Below are 18,631 nucleotides of genomic sequence, written 5' to 3'. Positions count from 1 at the left end.
TCACTTGCGGAACTGGATCCAATTGACGTTCACGAAGTCGGCCGGCTGGCCGCTGGTGAAGGTCAGGTAGACGGTGTGCGAGCCGGTCACGTTCGACACGTTGGCGGGGACCGAGGTCCAGGTCTGCCAGCCGCCGGTGTTGGCGAGGGCGAAACTGCCGATCGGGGCGTTGCTGCGACTGTCCAGGCGTACCTCGACCAGACCGCTGATCGCGGTTCCGGCACCGGACGCGACCCGGCCCACGAAGTCCTTCACCCCGCCGGTCCCGAAGTTGACGTTGTTGAACTGGAGCCAGTCGCCGTTCGCGATGTAGCTGACGTTCTGGCCGCCCTCGGAACAGGTCTCCACCTGCACGCCGGCGGAGCCGTTGAACGACTCGGCCTCGATCCGGGAGTACGCGTCCCGGCTGGTCCCGCCGGTCGCGGTCGGGGTCGGGCTGGTCGGCGTGGTGCCACCACCGGACTGGTAGACGGCCACGTAGTCGATCACCATCGGCACGCCGGACTGGGTGGCCGAGGTCGGACCGCCGCCGAACGCCGCCGGGAACCCGCCACCGATCGCCACGTTGAGGATCATGAAGAACCCGTGGTGCAGGGCGTTGTTCCAGGTGGTCGAGTCGACCGCGTTCGAGGTGAGCGTGAAGTAGTTGTTCCCGTCCAGGTAGAAGCGCAGCTGCTCGGGCGAGGTGCTGCGGTCGTACTCCATGGCGTACGTGTGGAAGGCGCCGAGGCAGCCGCTGCAAGCGCGTTCGCCGCTGGTCAGACCGGTGGTCTCGTTGCACGGGCCGCCCGGGTTGCTGCCGCAGTGCAGGGCCGAGAAGACGCTGGACCGGCCGTTGATGTTCTCCAGGATGTCGATCTCACCGATGCTGGGCCAGTTGGTCGCGCCGACCGGGCGGGCCGCCGCGCCGAGCGCCCAGAAGGCCGGCCAGTAACCGGCCGCGGCCGCGCCCGTCACGTTGGGCTGCTGGATGCGGGCCTCCATCCGCATCTTGCCGCCGGCCGGGGCGGCGAAGTCGGTGCGCTGGGTCTCCACCCGGCCGGAGGTCCAGCGGCCGGCCGAGTCCCGGATCGGTTTGATCACCAGGTTGCCGGCGCCGTCCTGGTAGACGTTCGCGGTCGAGTCGGTCATCGTCTCGATCTCGCCGGTGCCCCAGTTGGCGGCGCCGCCGGGATATCCGGTGCCGGTCGAGTAGAGCCAGTTGGACCGGTTGAGGCCGGTACCCGAGGCGCCGGTGAAGTCGTCGCTGAAGACGAGTGACATGCCGGCCGGTGCGGCGGGGACCGCGGCGTCGGCGTTGGCCACGAAGGTCACCGAGGCGCCGACGGCGAGTATCGCCGTGGCCACGGCCAGCAGTTTTCGGGGGATTCTCATGGGGGACGCGCCTTTCCTGGGGAGTCGAGAGAGCGCTCTCACAGATTGCACGCTTGTTTCCAGGGGTTGTCAATATGGAAGTACGCCGATCGTTTCCGAAGAGATCAGCTCGGGTATCCCGGCCGCATGGAGACCGCCATCTCGCCCGAGCTCGCCGCGAAAGCCGAGCGTGACGACCTTCTCACCCTCGGCGTCGAAGAGGAGTACCTTCTCGTCGACCCGGTCGAGCCCCGGGCGGCGGAAGCGGTGGACGCGGTCTTCGCCGAGCTGCCCGGCGACCTGCGCGAGGGAGTGCAGCACGAGTTCTACCGGACCCAGATCGAGGTGGCCAGCCCGCCACAGCTCGAACTGGACGGCCTCGCGACGTCCCTGCGCCGGCTGCGCACCGGGGTGGCGGCCGCGGCACGGCGGGCCGGCGCCCGACTCGTCGCGGTCGGCACCGGACCGGCCGCCGGCCACAACGCACGGATCGTCGACGACGAGCGGTACCACCGGATGCGGGACCGGTTCGGTGACCTCTCCCCCGGCCAGGGCATGTGCGGCACCCACGTGCACGTCAGCATCCCCGACCCGGAGACCGGTGTGCGGGTGCTCAACCACCTGCGCCCGTGGCTGCCGGTGCTCCAGGCGGCCACCGCCAACTCGCCACTGTCCGGCGGACGCGACACCGGCTACGCCAGCTGGCGCTCGATGCTCTGGGAACGCTGGCCGACCGTGGGCCCGACGCCGTACCTGCGCTCGCACGAGCACTACCTGACCCTGATCAGCGACCTCGAGGCGAGCGGCGCGATGCTCGACGCGGGGATGCTCTACTGGTATGCCCGGCTGTCGGCGAACTATCCGACGGTGGAGATCCGGATGGGCGACGTGATGCCCACCGCCGACGACGCGGTGCTGCTGGCCGCGCTGACCCGGGCACTGGTCGGCACCCTGCTGCGCGAGGTCCGGGCCGGGACCGAGGCGCCGGACGTCGAGCACCCGCTGCTCATGGCGGCACACTGGCGGGCCGCACACGACGGCCTGGAGGGCTTGAACATCGACATGGCGACCCGCGAGCCGCGCCCGGCGTGGCGGCTGATGCGGCAGCTGTTCGACTACGTACGCCCGGAGTTGGAACGTCACGGCGACCTCGCCACCGTGACCGTCCTGTTGGAACAGCTGCGGGAACGGGGCACCGGCGCGGCCCGACAGCGGGCACTGCTCGCCGGCGGGGCATCGATAGGTGACGTGGTCGATTGGCTGGCCCGCACGACGGCCGGTGAGCACGCTCCCACGGATTAGGTGACGCCCGAAGCGGCTTCAATCACAAATTGCACTTATCGGTATCACTGCGGGTGAGCAGGGGGTATCGCCCTATGTGATCAGTCGGTGACCTATTCGGTATCGCGCGAGATCTTGCGGCACGGTAGGCATGACGAATGTCGCCGCACGCCCCCCTCTCACCTGCGCCGACGTCCCGCGCGATCAGCCCGGCCACCGGGCGGCACCGAGCACCCGATCCGGTCGCCGACGACAACCCGGCTCCGTCCACGGCGTCCAGGCTGAACAGCCTGCGCGCCGCGATCGTCACCGCCTCCGGCGCGACCATCCCGGCTCCCCGGTCGGCACGGCACCGCGCGGGCGCGTACGAATCGTATGGAACCGCCCGGACCGTCGTCCGCGTCGACGAAACCGGCCGCGCCGCCCGCCGTCGTTCGCAGAACCGCCGGTCCCCATCGGACCGGTCCGCCGGAGGCGCGCACCGCGCGCCCTCGACCATGCCGGTCGAGGCCTGGGTCGCCGCCGCGAAGAGCCGGCCACAGGTGCTGCTCGGCACTCTGGTCGCCGCCGGCCTGCTGCTCACCGCCGTGCCCACGATCCCGCAGGAGGACGGCGGCAGCGCCTCGGTGATGACCGCCGCCGCCGAGGCGGTCGGTGTGATCAGCAAGCCGGAGCGGAAGAAGCCCGCGCCGGACCGCGAGCCGGACCCGGTCGCCGCCGCACCGGCCGCCACCCGCACGGACGAGCCCGAGTCGCCGGATCCACAGTCGACACCGACCGCCAAGCCCACCGAGAAGGCGCAGCAGGTCGTGGTGCCGGCCGGTGACGGGCCGTTCAACTCGTTGCGGACCACCGGTTCCGACGTGGTGATGCTCAGCTTCGACGACGGGCCCGACCCGGTCGAGACACCGAAGATCCTGGCGATGCTGGACAAGTACCAGGTGAAGGCGGTGTTCTGCCTGGTCGGCACGCAGGCCCGGCGGCACCCCGACCTGGTCCGGCAGATCGTCGAGGGCGGTCACGTGCTGTGCAACCACACGTGGAACCACGACCTGAAGATCGGCGGCAAGAAGGCGAACCAGATCAAGGCTGATCTGGAACGGACGAACGCGGCCATCCGTGCGGCGGTTCCGGACGCCGAGATCCCGTACTTCCGGGCACCCGGCGGCAACTTCACCGACCGGCTGGTCAAGACCGCCTACGTCGACGGCATGACCTCGCTCTACTGGGAGGTCGACCCGCGTGACTGGGAGCACCCGGAGGGCGAGACCTCGGCGGAGCACATCAAGCGGGTGATCGCCCAGGTCAAGAAGGAGACCCGGCCCGGCGCGATCGTGCTGTCGCACGACTTCAACCAACCGGACACCACCGCGGCGTACGAGGAACTGCTGCCCTGGCTGGTGGCGAACTTCAAGGTCGGCATCCCCGGCGCCGAGACTCCGGAGCCCACCCCGTCGACGCCCACGCCGGATCCGACGCCGTCGGTCACCCCGTCGACCGAGGCACCCGCGGCCACCCCGAGCGGCGCCGCGACCGTGTGACCGGCTGGCAGACCGGGCACCAGTAGAGGTTCCGGCCGGCCAGCTCGTCCCGGGCGATCGGGGTGCCACAGACCAGGCAGGGCCGGCCGGGGCGACGGTAGACATACACCTCTCCGCCGTGCCGGTCGACCCGCGGCGCCCGCTGCATCACCTCCGGGGTGTGCTGGGTGTGCACGGTGTCGATCCGGCCGCGCAGCACACCCTCCTTCATCAGCGACCGCAGATCGTCCCAGATCGCCGTCCAGCGGTCGGCGTCGATCGCGGCACCGGGCGTCTCCGGCGACAGCCCGGCCCGGAACAGCGTCTCGTTGGCGTAGATCAGGCCGCACCCGGCGACGATGGACTGGTCCATGAGCAGGGCGAACAGCGGTTTGGTGCTGGCACGGACCCGGGCGAAGGCGGCGGCCGGGTCGGCGTCGTCACGCAGCGGGTCGGCGCCCAGCCGGGACCGCAGCACGTCGACCGCGCCCGGGTCGAGGACCTCGCAGGCGGTCGGGCCACGCAGCTCCAGCCAGTGATCGGAACCGGTCAGTGCCATCCGGACCTGACCCACCGGCACGGGCGCGGGCAACTCCCCGTCGGCGAACTTGCCGTAGAGGCCGAGGTGCACGTGCAGGGTGCGCTCGCCCTCGTAGTGGTGGAGCAGATGCTTGCCGTACGCCTCGGTGTCGAGGAGTCGCCGCCCGTCGATCAGTGCGGCGCCCGCGGTGAAGCGGCCCTGCGGGCTGACCGCGGTGACCGGATCCCCGGCGAAGAGCTCACGATGGCGGATCGCGAGGCGGTGAATGGTATGTCCCTCCGGCACGCACCAAAGGTAGCCGGGCATTATGCCGTGAGCGGATTCGCCCCTGAGGCGAATCGCTGGGATCCGCGGCCCGGCTGGGAGAAAGTGTTCCCATGAGCATTGAGACGACCATGCGGGGCGGCGGCGCGTCCTTCGACGATCAGGTGTTCGACCGGCTGCTGCGCGAGCGGATCATCTTCCTCGGCAGCGAGGTGAACGACGAGGTGACCAACCGGATCTGCGCGCAGATGCTCCTGCTCGCCTCCGAGGACTCCGAGCGGGACATCGCGCTCTACATCAATTCGCCGGGTGGTTCGATCAGCGCCGGCATGGCGGTGTACGACACCATGCAGTACATCAAGAACGACGTGGCGACCATCGCGATGGGCATGGCCGCGTCGATGGGCCAGTTCCTGCTCTGCGCCGGCACCCCCGGTAAGCGGTACGCGCTGCCGCACGCCCGGGTGATGATGCACCAGCTCTCCGGCGGCATCGGCGGCACCGCGGCCGACATCGCCATCCAGGCCGAGAGCATGCTGCACATCAAGCAGGTGATGAACGAGCGGATCGCCTTCCACTCCGGCCACACCCCGGAGGAGATCGAGCGTGACTCCGACCGTGACCGCTGGTTCACCGCCCAGCAGGCCAAGGACTACGGCCTGGTCGACCACGTGATCAGCAAGGCCACCGATGTGAACGCGGTGAACTCGCTGGTCTGACCCGTTCTCGAAAGGGCACGTCCCCCTCGGGGGCGTGCCCTTCGTGTCGTTTCCGGGCAGTGGGGGTATGTACCTCGGTCAAACCTGACAAGGAGGTTCAGACGTGAGGCTCCCTACCTTCCCCCGCCAGACGACCGTCGACGACGCGAACACCGAGCGGACTCCCGTGGTGCCGCGACGCGACGAACCGACCACCGCCTCTCTCACCCCGGTCCGCCCGGACACCTCGGTCACTCCGCCGCCGGCCCGTCCGCAGACGTTCCAGCCCGCCCCCCTTTCGGAGACCCAGCGTGCCAAGGCCGTCTCCGAGCCGGTCGCCGTTCCGGTCAACGCGCCCGCTCCGCGGGCCCGGGCGAGCCTCGTCGCGACCCTCGGCCTGGTCCTTTCGGTCGCCGGTGCGCTTCTCGTGCTGTCCGGACCCCTTCTCGGGTACGGCGTGGGCGTGTCCGCGGTGGCGCTGGTCCTGTCTCTCGCCGGCGTCTTCGCGACCCGCAAGCGCCATGTGGCGGGCAAGACCGGCGCACTGATCGGCGTGGTCCTCTCGCTGGCCGCCGTGGTGATCGGTGTGCTCGCGCTGGCCGGGCAGCTGTGGTGGCTGGGCACCGACACGCAGACGGTCTCCGAGTTCCGGACGTGGCTTGACACACAGTTTGAAACGCGGATTTGACGGGTATCTGACATTCACCGCCGATGATGTGGCGGCGGACATACCCATCGGAACCGGGTCGGCGCAGGCCGACCCGCCCCGAAAACCCTCCGGCGGTGCGCCGGAGATCGTCGAGGCCCCGGCAAGGGCGGCGGTTCGCCGTCCCGCCGGGGCCTTTGCAATGAATCGCCGCGGACCTCGGAGATCACGCAACGATCCGCCGGTGCACGCATGGTTACGCCCTGGGGATCGTCGGTCACCCCCGCATACCGTTTTTCTCCATGAGCCTGAAGCGCCGCTACCTGATGTGCCGGCCCACCCACTTCGCCGTCACATACCGGATCAACCCGTGGATGGACCCCACGGCGCCGTACGACAACGCGCTGGCGGTCAGCCAATGGGAGAACCTGCGGCAGGCGTTCCTCGGACTCGGCCACACCGTCGAGCTGATCGACCCGCTGCCCGGGCTGCCCGACATGGTGTTCGCCGCGAACGGTGGCACCGTCGTCGACGGCCGCGTCCTGGGCGTGCAGTTCCGCGACGCCGAGCGGGCCGACGAGGCCCCGGCGTACGCGTCCTGGTTCCGGGAGCGCGGCTTCGAGGTGCGCGAGCCCAAGCACACCAACGAGGGCGAGGGCGACATCCTGCTCGCCGGAGACGTGCTGCTGGCCGGCACCGGGTTCCGGACCGCGCACGCGTCGCACGCCGAGACCCAGGAGTTCCTCCAGCGCCCGGTGATCTCTCTGCAGCTCGTCGACCCGGCCTACTACCACCTGGACACCGCGCTCTGCGTGCTCGACGAGCGCACCATCGCGTACCTGCCGCAGGCCTTCTCGCCGGGTTCACAATCCGTGCTCCGGCAGCTCTTCCCGAATGCGATCATCGCAACGCCGGAGGATGCCGCCGTGCTCGGCCTGAACGCGGTCAGCGACGGCGAGACCGTCGTGCTGCCCGAGCAGGCCACCCACCTGGCCGGGGCGCTGCGCGCGGCCGGCTATCAGACCATCGGGGTCGACCTGTCCGAGCTGCGTAAGGCCGGCGGTGGTCCCAAGTGCTGCACGCTGGAGGTCCGGTCATGATCGACTGCACCGAGCGACGCGAGAGCCGGGAGAGCATGACGAGGAGGCACAGTTCGTGACGACCGTGGAATTCCGTACCCCCGAGGCCCTCGCGGATGCCGAACGCTGGACCGCCCACAACTATCACCCGCTGCCGGTGGTCGTCACCGAGGCCGAGGGCGCCTGGGTCACCGACGTCGACGGGGTCCGCTACCTCGACTTCCTGGCCGGGTACTCGGCGCTCAACTTCGGGCACCGACACCCCGGACTGATCGCCGCCGCGCACGCCCAGCTCGACCGGGTCACCCTGACCAGCCGGGCGTTCGTGCACGACCAGTTCGGCGCGTTCTGCCGCGGGCTCGCCGAGCTGTGCGGCAAGGACATGGTGCTGCCGATGAACACCGGCGCCGAAGCCGTCGAGACCGCGATCAAGGTGGCCCGCAAGTGGGGTTACCGGGTCAAGGGGGTGGCCGACGGGCAGGCCGAGATCATCGTCGCGGCGGACAACTTCCACGGGCGCACCACGACCATCGTCAGCTTCTCCACCGATCCCGACGCTCGGGCGGACTTCGGGCCGTACACGCCCGGGTTCGTGGTGGTGCCGTACGGCGACCTGGACGCGGTCCGGGCGGCGATCACCCCGAACACGGTGGCCGTGCTGATGGAACCGATCCAGGGTGAGGCGGGCGTGCTGGTGCCGCCGGCCGGATTCCTGGCCGGGGTCCGTGAGCTGTGCACCGACCAGAACGTGCTGATGATCGCCGACGAGATCCAGTCGGGTCTGGGGCGTACCGGCAAGACCTTCGCGATCGAGCACGAGGGCGTCGTCCCGGACATGTACGTGCTCGGTAAGGCGCTCGGCGGCGGCATCGTGCCGGTCTCCGCGGTGGCGGCCGACCGGGCGGTCCTCGGTGTGCTGAAGCCGGGCGAGCACGGCTCCACCTTCGGCGGCAACCCGCTTGCCTGCGCGGTCGGGGCCGAGGTGGTCAAGCTGCTGGAGACCGGTGAGTTCCAGGAGCGGTCGGCGCGGCTCGGCGCCCGGTTGCACGCCGGGCTGGAGGCGCTGATCGGCCAGGGCGTGATCGCGGTCCGCGGACGGGGCCTCTGGGCCGGCGTGGACATCGACCCGGCGCTGATGACCGGCCGGCAGGCCTGTGAGCGGCTCGCCCGGCGCGGGGTGCTGGCCAAGGACACCCACGGCTCGACGATCCGGCTGGCCCCGCCACTGGTGGTCACCGAGGAGGACCTGGACCACGCGCTGGCCCAGCTCGCTGTGGTCCTGCGCGGCTGATCGGTTGTTGCGAGGGGCGCCGCCTGCGGCGGCGCCCCTCGACGTCAGCGGCCGACCGGGCGGAACGCCATCGTCGGGGCCTCGCCCATCACCGACTCGGGCTGGACGTTGCCGCCGCTGGCCCAGAGTTTCGACCGGCCGATCAGCACGGCGTGGTAGAGCTCGACGATGTCGTCCTCGGCCAGCACCCGGCTCTCGTCACGCCGCAGGGTGATCCGCGCGTCGTCGTCCATCGACCCACCCGGCCGGACCCCGGACCCGTTCATGCTGATGTCGGTCACCGTCACCTGACCACCGCGCAGGGTGAACTGCACGTGGCCACGGCTGATCCATTTGCGGGCGTCGTCGGTCAACCACTGGCCGAGCATGACCCCCGAGCCGCCCTCCGGTGCCCGGCCGACGACCATGCCCCGGTCCTCGGAGACCACGAACCGCTGCCGGATCACGCCGTCGATGCGGACCGAGAAGACCTCGGTCGCCGGGCGCGGGCCGACATCCTTGAGCCGGTCACCGTGCCGGGGACAGGTCGGCGCGCCGGCCCGCAGGGTGGGCGGCGGCTGCGAGACGGGGCTCGTGTATGTCCGCATGTCCGCGAACGGGCTGTCCGAGTCACCGCCGTCGCCGTAGCTGTTGCAGCTCAACGACGGGCAGCGCCACACCCGGGCGAGCAGGCGCTCACCCAGCGGCGAGCGCGGCACCGGCGGTGTCGCCTCACCCCGGCCCACCCGGGCCACCAGGGTCGGGCCGCCCTGCGCCGACACCAGGGCCAACAGCCGGCCCGGCTCGGCCACCCACGGACGGGTGGCCCGGAACCGATCTTCCCGGTCACGGGTCAGCACCGGCAGGCCGAGCATCTCGGCCACCTCCAGCACCCGGTCCTCGACCTGGGGCACGACCTCGACCTTGCCGTCGTCGGCCCAGCGGCGGACCACCATCCGCTCGTTGGACGTGAGATCGGTGTCGGAGAGCAGGCCACGCGGTGTCACCACGTAGACCGGAACATTCTCCTCGGAGACATAGCGCCCGAGCGCGTCCACCAACAATCCGAGGCGGACCAGGCTGGCCGGACGACCACCATCGAGATCCGCATAACGGACTACTTCTGCCAGATCCACCACAGCCCGGGCGAGGGCCGGGTCGGTGGTGAGCCTCGCCTCGATGGCGTCGAGGACCTTGCTGACCTCGAATCTCACGAGCCCTCCCCCTGTAGATACGCGTGCGGACTCCTCCGATCCATCATGCCCCTCTCATGATCGCCCAGGAAATCGGCCCGGGATTTGTCGCACCTGCCCGCTATGGTGGGCCCCGTTCATAACATTGACGAGGAGATACACATGAGTTTCCAACGCGTGGCCGTCGCATCGGTGACGATCGCCGCCATCGTCGGGCTCGGTGCGTGCAGCTCCGGGTCCCAGAATTCCGGCTCCACGGGAGCCGCACCGGTCGCCACCACCACGGCCGCGGCCACTCCGCTCGAGGATTTCGTCGCCGCGTCGAAGAAGCTCGGCACCGAGACGATGAAGATGAAGATGGCGATGCCCGGTGGCATCGAGGCCAACGGCTCGGCCGACCTGGCGAACAAGAAGCTCGACATGACCATGAAGATGAGCATGGGCACCGAGTCGCTGGACATCGCGGTCCGCCTGGTCGGCCAGACGATGTACATGAAGATGGGCCCGACCGGCGACAAGTGGATGTCGCTCGACGTGTCGAAGCTCCCGGCGGGCAACTCGCTCAACCCGGAGAACATGGCGAACGCCGAGGCGTTCGCGGCAGCCGCGGTCGACGTGAAGCGTGACGGCGACAACTTCAGCGGCACGCTCGACATGACCAAGTCGCCGACCGCCGACCCGCAGTCGCTGAAGGCTCTGGGCGCCAAGGCGACCGCCGTGCCGTTCACCGCCAAGCGTGACAGCGAGGGCCGACTCACCGAGATGGTCATCGACATGAGCGGGATGGGCGCCGGCGCCGGCAAGATCACCACGACGTACTACGACTTCGGCACCAAGGTCGACGTGGCGGCCCCGGCCGCGGGCGAGGTCACCCCGATGCCCGAGGAGATGCTCAAGGCGTTCACCTCCCAGGGCCAGACCGCCGGGGCGTAACGGCTGATCCTGGTGGGCCCCTATCGTGCGCGAGCCGTCCACAACGGACGCGGCGCGGGCCGGTTCTCATCGATCCACGCGTCGATGCGGGCCCACCAGTCGTAAAGCCACTCGGTCCGTTCCTGCTCGCCGGTGGGCACCTCCTCCGGCGGCACACTCCAGAAACGCATCACCAACCGCTTGTCCATCGGCAGCTCACGCCACACGTCGGCGACGCTCACCATCCGGTCCAGCCCGGTGTGCGCAACGAAGATCACCCCGGCGTCCGGAGCGGCGTCGATCGCGGCGAGCAGGCCGCCCGGTTTCGGTGGCAGCAGATTCCGCAGGTTCTCCGCTCGGACCGCCATGTCGTGCAGGCCACGGGCCCGGAGCCGGGCGATCGCGCTGATCTTGCGGCGCGGGGTGAAATTGCCACCCTCCGGGAAGATCACGAAGGCGTCGTTGTCGTCCAGGCCGGTGGCCAGGTCACCGATCTGATCCTCCAGCGTCGCCGTCCGGGTACGCCCGGGCGAGATGAACCGGTTGGGCAGACGGTTGAGCAGCACGTCGACGGCCGGATCCCACTGCAGAGCGGCCTTCAGCACGATCCGCGGCTCCCGGGCGAACCAGTTGACCAGCGCGTGGATCAGGGTGAACGAGTCACCGGGGCCGGCGTGCCGACTCACCACGATCTCCGGCCGCCCCGGCTGCGCGGTGTCCGGATCGGTGCCCACCACGTCGATCTCCAAGTGCAACGACCAGCGCGCGAACCAGAACAGCACACTCAGGAACCGGCCGGTCACGACGTAGTGGGCACGCTGGAACCACGAACCGCGGATCCACAGACCGAACCCGGACACGATCCAGAGCAGCCCGAGCGACACCAGCGCGACCGCGTCCCACACCAGGTAGACGATCACCAGGAAGACCAGCCGCGGCACCCGGAGCCGACCCGGCACCAGCGGGGAGACCGCGAGCGCCAGGATCAGCCAGATCGGCAGGGTGGTGAGCAGCGTGACCGCCAGCAGCACCACGGCCGGCGCGATCACCAGGCGCCGGACCCAGACCGGAGGCAACCCCATCACGGCCCCGGCAGCGGATGCACGTTGGCGGCCAGATAGCGCCGGGAGGCGGTGTAGGCGCGGCTGATCCGGCGACCCACCGCGGCCATGTCCCGGTACGCCCACGGCGAATCGTCCCGTCCCTCACCACCACCGCTCGGCAACACGTGCACACGGACGTCGTCCGGCAGGGACGCCATCTCACGCGCGAATCGGTGCCGGCGGGCGATCTCGAACGCCACCTGCGCCACCTCCCACGGTCGTTTCGGCACGCTGAGCTGCCGTTCCACCCGCCCGACCTGGAGCACGAAGATCAGTTTCGCGCCGATCCGTACCGCCTCGCCGATCGGGATCGAATTCACGATGCCACCGTCCACATAGTGCTCGCCACCGATCTCCATCGGCGGCAGCAGACCCGGCACGGCCGACGACGCGAGCACCGCGTCGACGAGCGGTCCACTGTCGAACCAGTGCTCGGCGGCCCGCTCGATGCTCGCCGCGCAGCAGTGGAACGGCACCTTCAGATCGGCGAACGTCGCCGCCTCGCCCAGCTCGCCCTCCAGCAGGCGGCGCAGCGGACGAGGCGAGTGCAGGTGGGTGCGGGCGGCGAACCGGCGCATCTGGCGGCCGATCGAGTCGCCGTAGACCGCCGCGGCCTCCGGCGACGTCCAGAGCCGGACCAGGCGCTCGGTGACCGGCTCGGACGGATCGGACGCGACCAGGGCGCCGTTGACCGCGCCGATCGACGTGCCGACCACCAGGTCGGGCCGGAACCCGGCCCGGAACAGCGCCCGCAGCATGCCGACCTCGACCGCACCGAGAACACCGCCGCCGCCGAGCACGAACGCCACCGGACCGTCGACCATGTGTCCATCCTCGCACGATCTTGGGCCCGTGCCGCAGGTCACGGCCTTGCCTTGACGCCGGTGTCAGGGCCTACCGTCGAACCCATGCTGATCGGAGAGCTGGCCGAACGGGCCGGCACCAGCCCGCGCACGCTGCGCTACTACGAGGAGCACGGGCTGATCCACCCGAGCCGGGACGCCAACGGCTACCGGCAGTACGACGACGGCGAACTCCGCGTCGTGCACGAGATCCGGGCCCTGCTCGCCGACGGCTACGGCGTGGACGACATCAAGCCGTTCGTCGCCTGCCTGCGGGCTGGAAACAGCTCCGGCCACGTGTGCCCGGACTCAGCCGCCGTGCTGCGTCGCCGGCTGGCCGAGGTGGACGGCTTCCTCGATCAGCTGACCGCGGTCCGGCACCGCCTGCAGACCCAGTTGGAGGAGATCAAATGCCAGATGACGCCCTGATCACGGTGACCGACGCCACCTTCGCCGAGATCGTGCTGGCCTCGCCGACACCGGTGCTCGTCGACTTCTGGGCGACGTGGTGCCCGCCGTGCGGCCCGGTCGCCCGGATCCTGGGCGAGCTGGCCGAGGAGTTCACCGGCCGGATGCTGGTCGCCAAGCTGGACGTGGACGCGAACCCGGCGACCACCATCGCCTACCGGGTGCACTCGATGCCGACCCTGCTGCTCTTCAACGGCGGCATGGTGACCTCGACGATCGTCGGCGCCCGCCCGAAGACGATGCTGCGGCAGGCCATGACGAACGCCCTCAGCCCGTACGTGAACTCCTGACCGTCTAGTCCAGTTCGGGCATGGCCACCGGCTGTGGCCGGGGATGGCAGGCGCCGCACTGCACCGCGTCCTCGACCACCAGCGCCTCGGCCCGGTCCCGCCGCACCGACCTGGTCACCTCCAGGATGTACGGCCCGAACCGCGCGTGCTCGGCGCAGACGCCACGCCCGCAGAACCGGCACGTCGCGCGTGCCCCCTCGGCACAGAACCAGCAGAGCATGGGCGGCCACTCCTCGTTTCTCGTCGGCGTGGCCGCCCGCTGTCACTCAGTGGACGGATCCGCCGATTGCTCCGGGATGCTCGGGGACGGGGACGGAGGGTCGGTAGACGGCGACAGCGACGCGCTCGGCGAGTTGGCGGACGGAGACGCCGCTTTCGAGGGACTCGTGCTCACCGACGGCGACGGCGTCCGGCTGCGGCTCGGACGGATACTCGGCGTCGTGCTGGTCGAGGTGCCGTTGGCCGGCTCGCTCGAGGTCTCGGTGGCCGGGGAGGACGATTCCACGTTAGTCGGAGACCCCGACGGATCCACAGAGGGCGGAAGGCTGGATTCCTCGATCGGGGTCGACTCCTCGGTCGGTTCCTCACTCGGCTGGGTCTCGGTCGGCGGCTTGACCGTCACGCCGTCGCCGCAGTTCAGCTCCTTGCCGTCGGCCGGGCTCTCGGCCCCGCCGACGGTGACCGCGCCGGACGAGACGGCGACCGCGCCCGGGTCGACCGAATACCAGGCCCGGCCGCTGCTGACGACGTCGCCCTGCCCGCGCAGCACGGTCAGGTCGAGCGGCGCGAACGCCCCGCTCGGGCTGCTCGTGTCGGCCAGCAGCCGGCCGTTCTCCAGGGCCAGATTCGCGGACGGGGTGGACGTACGGCCGTGCTCGACCCCGACACCGTTGACCGCGACCCGCGAGTTGCCGCACAGCACGACCGCGGCACCGCCGGGGAAGGTCAGCAGGGCCACACCCTTACCCGGCACCTCGATCTTCGAGCCGGACTTCAGATAGCGCTGCTCACCGACCTGGAGCGAGAACGCGGTACGGTCCGCATCCGCCGTGACGGCGCCGCGCTGAACGCTCAGCAGGACCCGCTCGGCGGGCATCTCGGCCCAGGCCGGGCCACTGCGCACGTTGATCAGCAGGCTGCCGAGCGCGAACACCAGCAGCATGCTGACGAAGCCCCACATCCGGCGTTCGAAGTGCCGGTCCACGTCGTACTGCTCGTCGGCGTCCGGCGGGCCGGGGGGAACCGCGAGCGGTGGGTGCGCGGATCCGGGGCGGGCCACCGCCGGGGTGCTCGGGCGCAGCGCCGGCATCGGGACGCCGGGGCCGTACGAGCCGATCAGGGGTGGTAGGTCGGAGGCGTCCGGGATGACCCAGAGCCGCACCGGGGTGCGCGCCTGCGCCACCATGCCGGGGCTGCCGTCACCGACCGGGCCGACCAGGGTGCCCCGGCGCAGCTCGACGCCGTCCGGCATGGCGATCACACCGGATTCGACGACCACGGCGTGCGTCGGGCCGGGCAGGATCACCGGCGCGCCCGGGTCCAGATCGACCGGGTGCGCGGCGGCGATCAGCGCGAGCCGCTGGTCCTCCTCCAGCGCGGCCAGCGCCGGGGTGTCGGCGAACAGCGCCTCGCCCTCGGCCCGTTCCTGCGGCGGCGGCCCGGGCATCGGCCCGACCACGGTCGTCACCGTCGAGGTGGGAATGGCGAGCAGGGTGACACCGGCGGTGTGCCAGTCGAGCTGGGCGCTGCGCCCGGTGAGCGCGGTGGCCAGACCGACGACCCCACCCGGGCCGACGTGGTGCCGGATGGTGCCGCCCGGGTCGCCCGGGCGACGGCCGTGCAGCGCGCCCTCGACCACCACGTGCACCGCGCTGTGCGTCTCACCGGCGAGTACCAACTGGCGACCGGTCGGCGGACGCATCCAGCGGGCGCGAGCGGCCAGGGCCTGCAGTGACGGCTCGGGCAGGCCGCCCAGCTCGGAGGCGCGCAGGGCGGCCACCCGGCGGGGTAGGTCGGCCTCCCGGTCGCGTTCGGCGGCCCGCTGCCGCATCCGGCGGAACGCCCGGGCCAGCCGGCCGAGCAGGAACCACATCGGCGGGGCGACCACCCCGAGGACGATCACGATCAGCAGTAGGCGGGACCCGAGCCCCTCGTACCAGAGACCGACGGCCAGACCGTGGATCCGGTCGGTCCACAGGCGGTAGCCCAGGCCGGCCGCGCTGACCAGCCAGAGCAGGCCCAGCACACCGTAGAGGGCGACCAGGCGGCCCTCCCGGTCCAGCCGCCGCCAGCGGGGGCCACGGCGGCGCAGGCGGCCGGACAGCCAGGACAGGCCACGGGCCCGGACGTCCGGGATCTCCAGCCAGTCCATCAGCAGGTACTTGCCGTCCAGCGGCAGCAACGGGCTCAGGTTGAAGAAGGTGTGCAGGTAGAAGAGGAAGGCCAGCTTGAAGGCGAGCCCGGCGAAGGTCGGCACCAGGAAGCCGGTGACCTGGACCAGACCGGCGAGGCCGAGGGCGGTGGCCGGCCCGGCCGCGGTGACCGCGATCCGGGCGCGTCGACCGGCCATCCAGACGTCGCTGGTGTCGACGAAGACCGAGGGGACGCCGAAGCGCAGCATCAGCCCGGCGGCCGGGACCTCGCGCCCGACCCGTTTCGCCGCGAGCGCGTGGCCGAACTCGTGCACTCCGAGCACCAGCATGTTCAGCAGTACGAGCGAGACGGCGCCGAGCAGGTAGGAGTCGCCGACCAGGAAGAGCGACTCGCCGCCCTGCTGCCAGGCGCCCGCGAACAGGAGCAGGCCGGCCGCCGACAGCAGTGCGCCGATCCAGACCGCGACCCGGGTGAAGAGGAATCGCCCCACGGTCCGGTAGAGCGTGGCGACCAGCCCGTCGACCGGCACGGAGAGCACCACGCGGCCACTGCCGGCCGTGGCCAGGGGCTCGTTGCGCAGCTCACGCAGCGGGCGGAAGGCGTCCATCGGGAGCTCTTCGAGCATCCGGTTGGCGGCCAGGTCGGCGACGACCCGGCGGACCTGGTCGGGAGCGAGGCGGCCGGCGATCCGGGCGAACTCGGCGACCAACCGGGCCACCGTGCTGTCGCCGTCCATCATCAGGGCGAGCTGGTACTCCTCGGGGGTGAGCCGCAGGTACGAGCTGCGACCGCCGTCCTCGGGTGAGCGGAGCATCACATAGCGGCCGCCTCGGACCGCGGTCCGGTGCCGGACCTCGATGCCCGAGCGCAGGACCGGGCGGGCGCTGGCCGGGTTCAGCCGGTCGGCGACGGTGTGCCAGAGCCCGGTGTCAGCCGGGCCCGACGGGACTCCCGGAGCCCGTCCGGCCAGGGCTTCCCAGACGTTCGTCCGGGTCTCGACGTAGGTCAACTGAGGGGGCCTTTCACTCCGCCGTGGCGAACACCGCGCGACCGCACCGACGGACGATGGCTTCGCCGATGGCGAATGGAGATTAGGCGCTTGCCTGCGTGAACGCGAGTCCTGCGCGCTAAATCCGTCCCCTTCCCCCGAAAGGTCCGGAATCCCAGGCACACATGATCACGGCGGGTGACGCGCCCACCCCCGGGCACGTCACCCGCCGTAGCGGAAGGGGAATGTCTACTCGGACTCCTGGAGCGTGACGGTGACCGTCTGCTCCGCGCCGTTACGGGTGAAGGTGAGGGTCATCTGCTGGCCGACGGCGCCCGCCTGAACGGCTGCCACCAGGTCGTCCGAGTCGCCGATCGCCTTACCGTCGACCTTGGTGACGACGTCGCCCCGCTGAAGCTTGGCCTTGGCGGCGGCGCTGTCCTCGACCACCGCACTGACCGCGGCCCCACCGTTCTCCGCGTTGGTGACGCTGACGCCGAGGGCCGGGTGGCTGACCTTCTTGCCCTGCATCAGGGCGTCGGCGACCTGCTTGGCCTTGTTACTCGGGATGGCGAAGCCCAGGCCGATGTTGCCGGTGTTGGAGCCGGAGGTGGCGATCGCCGAGTTGATGCCGATCACCTCGCCGTTGGTGTTGACCAGGGCGCCACCCGAGTTGCCCGGGTTGATCGGGGCGTCGGTCTGCAGCAGGCCGGTCATCGTGGTCGGCGCGGACTGCTGCTGCTGGCCACTGCCCCAGGGGGTCTGCTGCTGCTCCTGCTCGCTGGACGACTGGATGCTGCGGTCCTTGGCACTGATGATGCCGGCGGTGACCGAGCCCTCCAGGCCGAGCGGGCTGCCGAGGGCGAGCACGGTGTCGCCGACCTCGATCTTGGAGCTGTCTCCGAAGGTGGCGGCCTTGAGGCCGGACACGTTCTCCGCCTTGATCACGGCGAGGTCGGTGCGCTCATCCGTGCCGACGATGGTGGCCGATGTCTTGGTGCCATCGGCGAAGATCACCGTGACGGTCGAACCCTGCGCGGTCGAGACGACGTGGTTGTTGGTGACGATGTAGCCGTCGGTGGTCAGTACCACGCCGGAGCCCTCGCCCGAGCCGGTGGTGATCGACACGACGTTGTCCTGCACGGCGGCCGCGATCTGGGCCAGCGACGAACGGTCCACGACCCGGGTGACCGAGGAGTTGCCGGTCTGCACGGCCGCGGTGGGGTTGTCGGAGTCCATGGCCACCGCGGTGGCGGCGCCGATCCCGCCCGAGACGAGCGCGATGAGCAGGGCCGCGGCGCCGGCCAGGAAGACCTTCCGCCCGCGGCCGGGGGGACGCCCGGAGCCGCCGGCGCCGGGGACCGGGGTCCAGCCGGGCGGGACGTTGCCGCCGCCGGCCGCCTGCGCCGCGGCGGCCGCGTGCCAGGCCTGGTACGCCGCCTGCTGCTGCGAGTAGTCCGGGTACTCCCCGGTGGCCTGCTGCCCGTAGCCGGCCTGCGGGGCCTGGTACGCGTAATGCGGGTGGCTGTAGGGGACACCGCTGGCGGGCTGGGCCGTCACCGGCTGGCCGGACACCGGATGGGCGGCAGCGGGCTGGGCCGACACCGGGTGGCCGGCCGACGGCTGCTGCCAGGGCGACTGCTGCGCCCAGGGGGTCTGCTGAGTGGGTGCCGCGGACTGGGGAGCACCCGACTGCGGGGCAACCGGCGGCTGCGCAAGCGTCGGCTGCTCAGACTCCACCCGCTCCGCGCTGGTGTTGTCAGCGGCGGCGTCCGCGGGCCGCGGGTTGGTCTCGTTCTCGTTCATGCGA

The 18,631-nt window shown here is 70.9% G+C and carries 17 protein-coding genes; 9 read left to right on the top strand and 8 right to left on the bottom strand.

The genetic code is table 11. The features are described 5' to 3' along the window. Window positions 1–1,374: a carbohydrate-binding protein gene (locus Q0Z83_RS48335; RefSeq protein ID WP_317790321.1), complete on the bottom strand. Its 1,374-nt coding sequence runs from the start codon at window positions 1,372–1,374 to the stop codon at window positions 1–3. A 126-nt stretch (window positions 1,375–1,500) separates the two neighbouring features. Between Q0Z83_RS48335 and Q0Z83_RS48330 the strand changes: the two genes are divergently transcribed. Then, window positions 1,501–2,655 carry a carboxylate-amine ligase gene (locus Q0Z83_RS48330; RefSeq protein WP_317790320.1) on the top strand — a complete coding sequence of 385 codons (1,155 nt, stop codon included), beginning with the start codon at window positions 1,501–1,503 and terminating at the stop codon, window positions 2,653–2,655. A 137-nt stretch (window positions 2,656–2,792) separates the two neighbouring features. Then, the gene (locus Q0Z83_RS48325; protein WP_317790319.1) at window positions 2,793–4,175 is read left to right on the top strand and encodes a polysaccharide deacetylase family protein; all 1,383 of its coding nucleotides are present in this window, start codon (window positions 2,793–2,795) and stop codon (window positions 4,173–4,175) included. Here Q0Z83_RS48325 and Q0Z83_RS48320 read toward each other — a convergent pair. After that, on the bottom strand, window positions 4,120–4,980 hold the full coding sequence (locus Q0Z83_RS48320; RefSeq protein ID WP_317790318.1) for an Fpg/Nei family DNA glycosylase: 861 nt from the start codon (window positions 4,978–4,980) through the stop codon (window positions 4,120–4,122). The two genes, Q0Z83_RS48325 and Q0Z83_RS48320, sit on opposite strands and share 56 nt — an antisense overlap. Before the next feature lie 92 nt (window positions 4,981–5,072). On the opposite strand from Q0Z83_RS48320, the gene Q0Z83_RS48315 reads away from it, so the two are divergent. The 4 genes from Q0Z83_RS48315 (at window position 5,073) to rocD (ending at window position 8,673) form a co-directional block, all read left to right on the top strand. Further along, a complete protein-coding gene (locus tag Q0Z83_RS48315; RefSeq protein WP_317790317.1) occupies window positions 5,073–5,678 on the top strand; it encodes an ATP-dependent Clp protease proteolytic subunit in 606 nt (201 codons plus the stop codon). 103 nt (window positions 5,679–5,781) lie between these two features. Next, window positions 5,782–6,345 carry a hypothetical protein gene (locus Q0Z83_RS48310; RefSeq protein ID WP_317790316.1) on the top strand — a complete coding sequence of 188 codons (564 nt, stop codon included), beginning with the start codon at window positions 5,782–5,784 and terminating at the stop codon, window positions 6,343–6,345. A 260-nt stretch (window positions 6,346–6,605) separates the two neighbouring features. Beyond that, complete coding sequence (ddaH, locus tag Q0Z83_RS48305) at window positions 6,606–7,403, top strand: dimethylargininase (protein WP_317790315.1); 798 nt, start codon at window positions 6,606–6,608, stop codon at window positions 7,401–7,403. A gap of 55 nt (window positions 7,404–7,458) precedes the next feature. Further along, window positions 7,459–8,673, top strand: a complete 1,215-nt coding sequence (gene rocD, locus Q0Z83_RS48300) for an ornithine--oxo-acid transaminase (protein ID WP_317790314.1) — start codon at window positions 7,459–7,461, stop codon at window positions 8,671–8,673. A 44-nt stretch (window positions 8,674–8,717) separates the two neighbouring features. Here the strand turns inward: rocD and Q0Z83_RS48295 are convergent, their stop codons facing one another. Continuing rightward, window positions 8,718–9,866, bottom strand: a complete 1,149-nt coding sequence (locus tag Q0Z83_RS48295) for an FHA domain-containing protein (protein WP_317790313.1) — start codon at window positions 9,864–9,866, stop codon at window positions 8,718–8,720. Window positions 9,867–10,007: 141 nt separating this feature from the next. Between Q0Z83_RS48295 and Q0Z83_RS48290 the strand changes: the two genes are divergently transcribed. After that, a complete protein-coding gene (locus tag Q0Z83_RS48290; RefSeq protein ID WP_317790312.1) occupies window positions 10,008–10,778 on the top strand; it encodes a hypothetical protein in 771 nt (256 codons plus the stop codon). A gap of 20 nt (window positions 10,779–10,798) precedes the next feature. Here the strand turns inward: Q0Z83_RS48290 and Q0Z83_RS48285 are convergent, their stop codons facing one another. After that, complete coding sequence (locus tag Q0Z83_RS48285) at window positions 10,799–11,839, bottom strand: 1-acyl-sn-glycerol-3-phosphate acyltransferase (protein WP_317790311.1); 1,041 nt, start codon at window positions 11,837–11,839, stop codon at window positions 10,799–10,801. After that, on the bottom strand, window positions 11,839–12,684 hold the full coding sequence (locus Q0Z83_RS48280) for a patatin-like phospholipase family protein (protein WP_317790310.1): 846 nt from the start codon (window positions 12,682–12,684) through the stop codon (window positions 11,839–11,841). The genes Q0Z83_RS48285 and Q0Z83_RS48280 overlap by 1 nt, the downstream gene beginning before the upstream one ends. A gap of 84 nt (window positions 12,685–12,768) precedes the next feature. On the opposite strand from Q0Z83_RS48280, the gene Q0Z83_RS48275 reads away from it, so the two are divergent. Beyond that, the gene (locus Q0Z83_RS48275) at window positions 12,769–13,131 is read left to right on the top strand and encodes a MerR family transcriptional regulator (RefSeq protein WP_317790309.1); all 363 of its coding nucleotides are present in this window, start codon (window positions 12,769–12,771) and stop codon (window positions 13,129–13,131) included. Beyond that, entirely contained in the window at window positions 13,113–13,460 is a 348-nt protein-coding gene (locus Q0Z83_RS48270; protein ID WP_317790308.1) for a thioredoxin family protein, read from the top strand. The genes Q0Z83_RS48275 and Q0Z83_RS48270 overlap by 19 nt, the downstream gene beginning before the upstream one ends. Before the next feature lie 4 nt (window positions 13,461–13,464). Here the strand turns inward: Q0Z83_RS48270 and Q0Z83_RS48265 are convergent, their stop codons facing one another. From Q0Z83_RS48265 to Q0Z83_RS48255, 3 genes are all read right to left on the bottom strand, one after another. Further along, on the bottom strand, window positions 13,465–13,680 hold the full coding sequence (locus Q0Z83_RS48265; protein ID WP_317790307.1) for a hypothetical protein: 216 nt from the start codon (window positions 13,678–13,680) through the stop codon (window positions 13,465–13,467). 42 nt (window positions 13,681–13,722) lie between these two features. Beyond that, complete coding sequence (locus Q0Z83_RS48260) at window positions 13,723–16,842, bottom strand: cyclic nucleotide-binding protein (protein ID WP_317790306.1); 3,120 nt, start codon at window positions 16,840–16,842, stop codon at window positions 13,723–13,725. A gap of 228 nt (window positions 16,843–17,070) precedes the next feature. Next, a complete protein-coding gene (locus Q0Z83_RS48255; RefSeq protein WP_317790305.1) occupies window positions 17,071–18,627 on the bottom strand; it encodes a S1C family serine protease in 1,557 nt (518 codons plus the stop codon). Window positions 18,628–18,631: the final 4 nt, after the last annotated feature.

The sequence above is a fragment of the Actinoplanes sichuanensis genome, from assembly GCF_033097365.1.
Lineage (GTDB): Bacteria > Actinomycetota > Actinomycetes > Mycobacteriales > Micromonosporaceae > Actinoplanes > Actinoplanes sichuanensis.
Note: the sequence above shows the minus strand (reverse complement) of the source record. Positions and strands in the feature narration are given on the sequence as shown.

Bases quoted from the DNA above. Each gene is read 5' to 3' on its own strand.
- Q0Z83_RS48275 (WP_317790309.1), top strand. From the start codon at position 12,769: ATGCTGATCGGAGAGCTGGCCGAACGGGCCGGCACCAGCCCGCGCACG.
- Q0Z83_RS48280 (WP_317790310.1), bottom strand. From the start codon at position 12,684: ATGGTCGACGGTCCGGTGGCGTTCGTGCTCGGCGGCGGCGGTGTTCTC.
- ddaH (WP_317790315.1), top strand. From the start codon at position 6,606: ATGAGCCTGAAGCGCCGCTACCTGATGTGCCGGCCCACCCACTTCGCC.
- Q0Z83_RS48335 (WP_317790321.1), bottom strand. From the start codon at position 1,374: ATGAGAATCCCCCGAAAACTGCTGGCCGTGGCCACGGCGATACTCGCC.
- Q0Z83_RS48325 (WP_317790319.1), top strand. From the start codon at position 2,793: ATGTCGCCGCACGCCCCCCTCTCACCTGCGCCGACGTCCCGCGCGATC.
- Q0Z83_RS48285 (WP_317790311.1), bottom strand. From the start codon at position 11,839: ATGGGGTTGCCTCCGGTCTGGGTCCGGCGCCTGGTGATCGCGCCGGCC.
- Q0Z83_RS48270 (WP_317790308.1), top strand. From the start codon at position 13,113: ATGCCAGATGACGCCCTGATCACGGTGACCGACGCCACCTTCGCCGAG.
- Q0Z83_RS48315 (WP_317790317.1), top strand. From the start codon at position 5,073: ATGAGCATTGAGACGACCATGCGGGGCGGCGGCGCGTCCTTCGACGAT.
- Q0Z83_RS48290 (WP_317790312.1), top strand. From the start codon at position 10,008: ATGAGTTTCCAACGCGTGGCCGTCGCATCGGTGACGATCGCCGCCATC.
- Q0Z83_RS48330 (WP_317790320.1), top strand. From the start codon at position 1,501: ATGGAGACCGCCATCTCGCCCGAGCTCGCCGCGAAAGCCGAGCGTGAC.
- Q0Z83_RS48265 (WP_317790307.1), bottom strand. From the start codon at position 13,680: ATGCTCTGCTGGTTCTGTGCCGAGGGGGCACGCGCGACGTGCCGGTTC.
- Q0Z83_RS48255 (WP_317790305.1), bottom strand. From the start codon at position 18,627: ATGAACGAGAACGAGACCAACCCGCGGCCCGCGGACGCCGCCGCTGAC.